Below are 6648 nucleotides of genomic sequence, written 5' to 3' on the forward strand. Positions count from 1 at the left end.
CTTCCGGCCAGTACTTCTGGGCTCGGGCAGCGGCCTCCCGGAGCTGGGCGCCGTCGAGGGTGATGGAGCTTTCGGGCATGCCCATGTCGGTCCACTGGGCGACCAGGCGCAGGTCCCGGGCCGAAGGAAGCGGCCATAGCCAAAGAATGCCTGAGCCTGACAGTTCGTCATCTCCACCGCCGCCCCCGCGGTTCTGGAGATAGAGGACCGGAGACGTGGGCTGGTAAGCCGGATCATCGGGGCCGGCGGGCATGTGCATAACCGCAGTACTGCCCTTGGAGCCGTCAGAAAACTCCACGCCAAATAGCAGGCCAGTGCCACTTGCCGCGGTCCGGGGGTCATGTCCGTGGCTAAAAAAGGCAGCGTTGAGCGCAGCCCAGTCCTGATCGCTCTCATCGGCACGCCGGATGAACCATGCCATGTCAAAGGTGCAGCCAGTTGAGAAGATTTGGGCGCTTCGGACGGCGAGGACACGGTTGCTGCTTCGGTGCAGGAACTGCCCCAGATGAACAACAGTGGGCAGTTCGTCATCTGGCGCACCAGACCATTCGGGACGAATCGGCTTTGGGGCTCTGGGCCTTGGTGGAAGTTGCGGTACGGGAAAGTCCTGGAAGAAAGTCATGATCATCCTTGGTGCGCTGGCTGTGACCGACCAGCGGGACGACGGGCGTGAGCCGCCTTGGATCCCCCAATCCGTCCTCACCCGGCTCAGTCTAGCCCTTGCTGGGCGCCAGCTTGAGGACACGCGAGCCGGGCTCCGCCAGACTGTCAGTGCCCGGGCGCACCATGGAGCTATGACGGCTCCAACTGTTGAGGCGGCAATCCACGAACTGATGGATCTGGCCTGGAATGTTGTCTATGACCTGCTCGAGGAGCGGGGCCTGCTTGGCGACGGGTTCGAGGTCGCAGCGTACACGGGGATCCATTCCTGGGTGGAAGACCTCACCCGCTACACGGTGGTCCATTCCCGGGATGTCGCGGTCCTGTTCGTGGACACCCGGCCCGTGGACGCCATCGATTTCCGTCACGACCTGCTGGGCGCCGGCGATCCGAAAAGCTTCTTCACGCTGCCTGGATAGCAGGCCGACATAGAGCCTCAAAGCTCGACCACCACAGGCAGGGCCTGCAATATTGGTGCCAACAGCAACGGGCCAGCGAAAGGGCTGACAGATGGGCGCATGGGGTTACCTGCCGTTTGAGAATGACGACGCGCTGGGCTGGCTAGATGAACTCGAAGGTAGCGGTGGCGACGTCATCCGCGGGGCTCTGGCGAAAGTGGGCGGCGGCTACGTTGAGGCGCCGGAAGGCAGCATCGCCATCGCGGCCGCCGACATCACTGCAGCCTGCCAAGGCAACCCACCCGGTGACCTGCCGGAGAATGTCGCCGAGTGGGTAACCGCCCACGGGGCCGAGCTCACCGCCGAAGACGTGGAGCTGGCCCTGGAAGCGGTAGGCCGGGTCGCAGGGGAGGAATCCGAGCTGGCCGAGCTGTGGGACGACGCCGACGAACCCGAATGGCGCGAATCCCTCGAAGACCTATCGGAAGGCTGCGCGCGGCCCTACGCTAGCGAATGAGCCAAAGGGGGATGGCATGACGGGCTACGTCAACTACATCAACATGACCAAGGCCAGGTCTGAGGCCGCCTTTCGGGAGTATCTGGAGGAGCGCGGGCCGGCCCTGGAGCGGCTGCGGGAAGCCCTCCTGGCTGACGGGCAGGACCCGGACACCCTCCTGGACGGGTCGGTTGAGAGCCTGGTTCCGCTGTGGCGGTGGATCCTGGCCCACCTCACAGTGTTCGACGCACCCGGCGGCGCCACTGACCCGAACAGCGTGCCACGGGAACAATGGCCCTCCTGGGCGCGGCATGAGTATGAGGTAATGCACTCCCTTTCCCTGGAGTCGCTGTTCCTGATCGACGGACTGGTGTCCTATCTGGGTGACGTCGTGCAGCAGCACGCCCCGGAGGCGCGGTGGGAGATAGCGCACCACCGCATCAAGCGGTACCACCTCAACAAGCACCCTGTCCTGGTCAGCGGCACGGGGGAGAACCACAACTACCTCCCCGGGCTGCCACGGGTCCACGCCTACGGCAGCCTCACGGGCTTCCGGGAGTCCCCCGATGACACGATGGCCGACTATGCACGCGATCTCATTGAACAGTTGAACCGCGGTGACCAGCCGTCCGAGGACGAGGAGATGGCCGAAGAGGAACCGCTCGTTGAGGTGGAAGACCTGGGCGATGACGAGCTCCGCGGCCGGGAGCTTGAAGTGTCATTGCGGGAGGACATCGTCCACGAGCACAACCGGGTGGTGGGCCGGATGATCAAGGCCCTCAAACAGGAAGACGGCATCACCCGCGTCATCCGGGAAGACCGGGAAGTGCTCCACGTCGCCACACCGGACTGGAGCACCGACCGTATGGAGCAATGGGTCGCCGGCTACCTCATGGAAAACGTTGGCGGCTGAGGCAGCTGGTTGATCAGCGCGGCTTCAGCTGATGCGCTCCTCCAGCACGCGCGCCAGGGCCTGCTTACTTGACTCCGTATCCCCTTCGCTGCGGGGATTGATAAGGTCGTCCACCTTGTCCCATCGGCGGAGCTGGTCGACGACGAACTGCCATGCCTCGACGGGGAGATCGAGGGTTAGCTCCTCGTCCTCCGGCGGCCAGCCCACAGGTCCCTGTCCAGCCCTGGGGTGGCTGCGGGACGCTTCCCAGCCGCTTACCCTGATCGAGTGCCCAGATGCGGCTGTGGCCGTATCCCCGTTCTGGGATGCAATCGCCCCGGTGTTGTCGATTGTCGCGTCAATGAGAAGCCACTCGTTGACCTGCATGGTGATCTTCATTTCCTCAGGTCAGCGGCTCGTTCTTCCGCGGGGCGGCCCGCTTCAGCTCAGCGATCCGGAGCCGGAGGAAGACGATGACCAGCACCAGGGCGTACACCGCTAAGCCGGCCATCACTATCGTGAATGCTGCGTACAGGAATCCGATGATGCCGAAGGCTGGACTGAGACTAAACATTGCTACCCCCCAAATAGTCGTTGGACCAAGGCTACGTGAGCCGGCAAAGGGCCCAGAGCCGGCGGCAGGTGACGGCAGCTATGACTAAGCCGCCCTTTCATCGGAGCTCTGGATCTCCCCGCTATGGACTGCGCGTCTGATTTGGGTTGGCGGACGTCGCCGGGCATTGATCACAATCAGCATGGTCAGGACGGTGACCATCCAGGCAATCACGGCGAAGAACACCAGGCCGATTGCCACTAAGGGGTGCATGCCGAAAGTTTATGACCCTTCGGCTTTCATTCTCGGGCGCAACTCCGCAATATGGGGCACGAAAAAGGTGCGCCCCCGTTCACTGAGCGCACCTTTTTCGATTACCCCTCGCAGCCAAATCCCCATTCGACTGCACCCATCATAAGCATGCTTAGGATTATGTGCGCAAGCCTAAGACGCGAAAATCGCGGCAGGAATCAGGCGGTTTCCAGTTTGGCGAGACGTTCGGCGATGCGGCTGCCGGTCCGGAGTGACTTTGGGCTCTTGCCCAGCCACCGCTTCAGAACCGCGATCTCCTCATCCTTTTGGCCAAGCTTCCGGTGGACGATGGCCGCCTGTTCCGTGTACCAGGGGGCGGGCTCCCGGCCCCCGCAGTCGTGTTCGGCGGCCTCGATGGCCTGGTAGCAAAGGACCAAGGCTTCAGGGAGCCTGCCCTCTCGCTTCAGCTGCTTGATTGGTTCCACGAGCTCCAGGTAGTGGACCCCGTCAACCATGCCGCGTCTGAACTGCTGTGCCCGGTTTCCGCCTCCCTGCAGCGCCTCCCGGACAATCGATGACTTCTCCGTGTGCGAGCTGTTAGTCCGCTCCTTGGACGTCAGCGGCGGAGGGTTCTCCTTGGTGTGGGCCCACTGTGGCTTGCTGGACCCCAGCCACACGTACGCTTTGGCCAGCAGCTTCTGTCCCCGCAGGACGTGCAGTTGGTAGCGCACCGGTTCACTGACTCCAGCCGGCAACGGGAGATCCCTTGCAGCATACGACGGAAGCGAGCCGACTTTTACGCCGCCCACCAGGACAGCTATCGCCTGCGGATCGACAGGATTTCCGGGCTCCCTCTGAAGCTGGGCCTCGCGCTCGTAATAGCCGCGCTCACCAAGGCTCCCTCGGTCAGCCAGGGCTGCGACGGCCTCCTTGGCGAAGGTCGTCGTGCCGGCTACTTCCAGGCAGGAATTGATTCCCTTTGTGACTCGAATTTTGAGCGCCGCCCGGTCAGGAGACTCTCCCTGGAGTGACTGTTGAGCCGGTGTCCCGGACGACGAGCCTCCCAACGTTTGTCTCAGCCAACTGCCAAGTCCCACCGATGCCCCCTAGAGTCTTCGACGGTCCTGATCCGCCCTGGGCTGACTCTACCAAGTGCAGATTAGCTACCGTGGACCCGCGCCAGTCCAGTACGGCTGGCGCTCCCGCAGCATCCGATTCAGCCGGCGCACCAAGAGGACCCAAGGACGGTTGATCTTGATCAGATCACTCATAGGGACCTTCGGATGGAAGCGCGTGACCCCGAAGGCAGTCCGTGCCCAACTCGGGTCAGCGCCGAGGGCGACCGCGTAGTACACAGCCAGCCTCGCGTCCTTCTCCGTCTCCGGCGGGTGCTCAAGTCGTTCGAGCCGGGTCAGGTCCGAGGTCTTGCACGGTACGACACGGGAAATGATCTCGGCTACACGCTTCTTGGACACCCGATGGCAGAAGTCCCGCAGGTCCCAGAAGAGACCGCCGAAACGTGTTCCCGGAGGTCTCTGTTCTTCGAATTCCTGCCTTCGCTGCGCCGCCTTTTCAGCCAGTTGCGGGAAGGCGGCTGTGAACTCCGCACGGTCCTGCTCCAGCCGGGACAGAATTGTTGCGGATCGCAGCACCTCCAACGGCGTCCAGTACAGGGTGCGTTGCTGCATCTCCCAAAGGGATTCTTCAGATGCCGCCGGATGCCCGAAATGCACGTACGCTTCGCGGAGCTGGTGGTGAGTATCCGTCGTGCCGAACTGTTCGCAGAGCCAGACGAAGGTGGCCTGGAAGTAGGTGTCGTGACCGTGGCCGGACGCATCAGATGGCAGACCCGCTTCCGGGTCCTTGTTCTTTGGCTGTTTGATTTCGCCGAGGTAGCGGGGCTGGACGCAATGGGCGAGCTCATGGAGGAGGACCATTTCGTTCATCATGCGTGTGTGTATCCAGATGGTTGCGCTTCCCAGCGGGTCCGTGGTGCTCGGTGCGGCGGCGGAGAAAGTGACAGCGTCACCGTCGCCGGGTGTCTTGACGATGAGTTCTATGTCCGTCATGGCCGGAAAGTGCTGATGCCAGGTGTCGCTGGCCAGGATCCGGTCGAGAAAGGACCGGGCAGCGGCTTCATCAGCGAATGTAGCGCCGGGTTCGAGAGATTCTTCGGCTGCGTAGACTGCCCACTGCCGGACGTCTTGCGGGACACGGTCGTGATAATAGGCACCCATTGTCTTGCCCAGCATGAGTGGCAGGTAGTCGGCGCGTTTCACGCCCCAACAATACCGTCGCTGCTGGCCCTGCCTATGCCCTTGTATTACGAGGGGTCACATGACGCCGGGGAAAAACTGGGCCCACGTCAGGGTGCCATCGGGGGGCAGAACAGAGTTCGGACCAGTGGGTGTCTTCGGGTTTTCGTTCCAGGACGATCTGGGAGATGGGCATTGCCTCCCCGACGCCAGGTCGGATCGACTTCCAACCTGCCGTTTACGACGAGCTGATCCCCAGCGGCCGCAGCAAGTCCCTCAAAGGACTCCGGAGCGCCGACGTAAATCCCCGCATAGCCAAACCGCCATGACAACAAGCAAGGCGTGCCGTTTGGCTACGGATCATCACCCTGGACTCGACGGCGGAGTCATCGAAAAGATCATGGCAACCATCGCATCCAATCCTCGTACCCTACGACCGCAAGATCCGGTCACGCCTCTTGCGGGGTTGCGTGGACACCGGCTCAATGAGAATCTCCATCAGGCGTGCAGGAAATAGTTCACGTGTCGGATGCACGCGCATGGGTGACGCACCCGTTAAGAAGCAGCCACTTCAACCGTAATCATAATGAACCTGGAGCACTCACGCAGTTGAAACCACTACTCAGTACATGCCCTCGATTACGCTGACCACGTGTTGCGGATTTAGCGTTACAGGATTTCCAGGTTCCTTTATTCCCATTGGGAGGGTAACGAGACCACCCTCCTTAAGGGCGTTATCAACGCGCTTTACTAGTTCGTTGAACTCGATCAAGACCCGATACTTGTTGCCGTTCGTCATTTCGAGCTGATTCCAAGCCATGTTGGCCTCCTACGGTTGAGAGTGGCAAGCGTTTCTCATGAGGACTCAGCAACAGAGGGTTCTTGTGCAGGACATTCCGTCGGCCCTGGGTGTAGACCGCCTCTGATGCTACTTCCGAAGGAGACCGAGGGTTATGAGGTCCAGCCAGCAAGTTTGCCTTGTGGCGTCGCGTCCCGTCCCAGTGCGGTTGCAATGGAGTCAGGTTTACTAGACGGAAAAGGGCGAAGTCAATACTCGCTCCTACCCCACAATGAACCGTCCCGGGAATCATGCCGCCTGTTTGTTGGCGGCGTCGTCGGGTAACGGGCCGGTTTGTAGATCA

Annotated in this window: 9 protein-coding genes and 1 pseudogene; 3 read left to right on the top strand and 7 right to left on the bottom strand. The window is 61.9% G+C overall.

Annotated elements, in window-relative coordinates; translation table 11 throughout:
• Window positions 1-298, bottom strand: a pseudogene (locus DBR22_RS24015) (hypothetical protein); the annotation flags it as partial.
• 496 nt (window positions 299-794) lie between these two features.
• Between DBR22_RS24015 and DBR22_RS21140 the strand changes: the two are divergent.
• The 3 genes from DBR22_RS21140 (at window position 795) to DBR22_RS21150 (ending at window position 2467) form a co-directional block, all read left to right on the top strand.
• Complete coding sequence (locus DBR22_RS21140) at window positions 795-1079, top strand: hypothetical protein (RefSeq protein ID WP_108600614.1); 285 nt, start codon at window positions 795-797, stop codon at window positions 1077-1079.
• A gap of 91 nt (window positions 1080-1170) precedes the next feature.
• Window positions 1171-1575: a DUF4259 domain-containing protein gene (locus tag DBR22_RS21145; RefSeq protein WP_108600607.1), complete on the top strand. Its 405-nt coding sequence runs from the start codon at window positions 1171-1173 to the stop codon at window positions 1573-1575.
• Between the two features lie 16 nt (window positions 1576-1591).
• Window positions 1592-2467, top strand: coding sequence for a hypothetical protein (locus tag DBR22_RS21150; RefSeq protein ID WP_108600608.1), 876 nt, complete (start codon window positions 1592-1594; stop codon window positions 2465-2467).
• Window positions 2468-2491: 24 nt separating this feature from the next.
• Here the strand turns inward: DBR22_RS21150 and DBR22_RS21155 are convergent, their stop codons facing one another.
• The 6 genes from DBR22_RS21155 to DBR22_RS21170 all read right to left on the bottom strand — a co-directional run bounded on the left by DBR22_RS21155 (window position 2492) and on the right by DBR22_RS21170 (window position 6326).
• Window positions 2492-2845 (bottom strand): hypothetical protein, encoded by a 354-nt coding sequence (locus DBR22_RS21155; RefSeq protein WP_108600609.1) that lies wholly within the window; start codon window positions 2843-2845, stop codon window positions 2492-2494.
• Between the two features lie 4 nt (window positions 2846-2849).
• Window positions 2850-3020 (bottom strand): hypothetical protein, encoded by a 171-nt coding sequence (locus tag DBR22_RS24020; RefSeq protein WP_181365277.1) that lies wholly within the window; start codon window positions 3018-3020, stop codon window positions 2850-2852.
• A gap of 84 nt (window positions 3021-3104) precedes the next feature.
• Window positions 3105-3272, bottom strand: coding sequence for a hypothetical protein (locus DBR22_RS24025; protein ID WP_181365278.1), 168 nt, complete (start codon window positions 3270-3272; stop codon window positions 3105-3107).
• Window positions 3273-3469: 197 nt separating this feature from the next.
• Window positions 3470-4348, bottom strand: coding sequence for an HIRAN domain-containing protein (locus DBR22_RS23630; protein WP_146187609.1), 879 nt, complete (start codon window positions 4346-4348; stop codon window positions 3470-3472).
• 66 nt (window positions 4349-4414) lie between these two features.
• Window positions 4415-5530, bottom strand: coding sequence for a hypothetical protein (locus DBR22_RS21165; protein ID WP_108600611.1), 1116 nt, complete (start codon window positions 5528-5530; stop codon window positions 4415-4417).
• Window positions 5531-6128: 598 nt separating this feature from the next.
• On the bottom strand, window positions 6129-6326 hold the full coding sequence (locus tag DBR22_RS21170; RefSeq protein ID WP_108600612.1) for a hypothetical protein: 198 nt from the start codon (window positions 6324-6326) through the stop codon (window positions 6129-6131).
• Window positions 6327-6648: the final 322 nt, after the last annotated feature.

Origin of the sequence: Arthrobacter sp. HMWF013 (genome assembly GCF_003061105.1) — a bacterium.
Taxonomy (GTDB): domain Bacteria; phylum Actinomycetota; class Actinomycetes; order Actinomycetales; family Micrococcaceae; genus Arthrobacter.

Excerpts from the sequence above, each read along its gene's own strand:
- DBR22_RS21140 (WP_108600614.1), top strand. The coding sequence starts at position 795 with ATGACGGCTCCAACTGTTGAGGCGGCAATCCACGAACTGATGGATCTG.
- DBR22_RS21145 (WP_108600607.1), top strand. The coding sequence starts at position 1,171 with ATGGGCGCATGGGGTTACCTGCCGTTTGAGAATGACGACGCGCTGGGC.
- DBR22_RS21150 (WP_108600608.1), top strand. The coding sequence starts at position 1,592 with ATGACGGGCTACGTCAACTACATCAACATGACCAAGGCCAGGTCTGAG.
- DBR22_RS21155 (WP_108600609.1), bottom strand. The coding sequence starts at position 2,845 with ATGAAGATCACCATGCAGGTCAACGAGTGGCTTCTCATTGACGCGACA.
- DBR22_RS24020 (WP_181365277.1), bottom strand. The coding sequence starts at position 3,020 with ATGTTTAGTCTCAGTCCAGCCTTCGGCATCATCGGATTCCTGTACGCA.
- DBR22_RS24025 (WP_181365278.1), bottom strand. The coding sequence starts at position 3,272 with ATGCACCCCTTAGTGGCAATCGGCCTGGTGTTCTTCGCCGTGATTGCC.
- DBR22_RS21170 (WP_108600612.1), bottom strand. The coding sequence starts at position 6,326 with ATGGCTTGGAATCAGCTCGAAATGACGAACGGCAACAAGTATCGGGTC.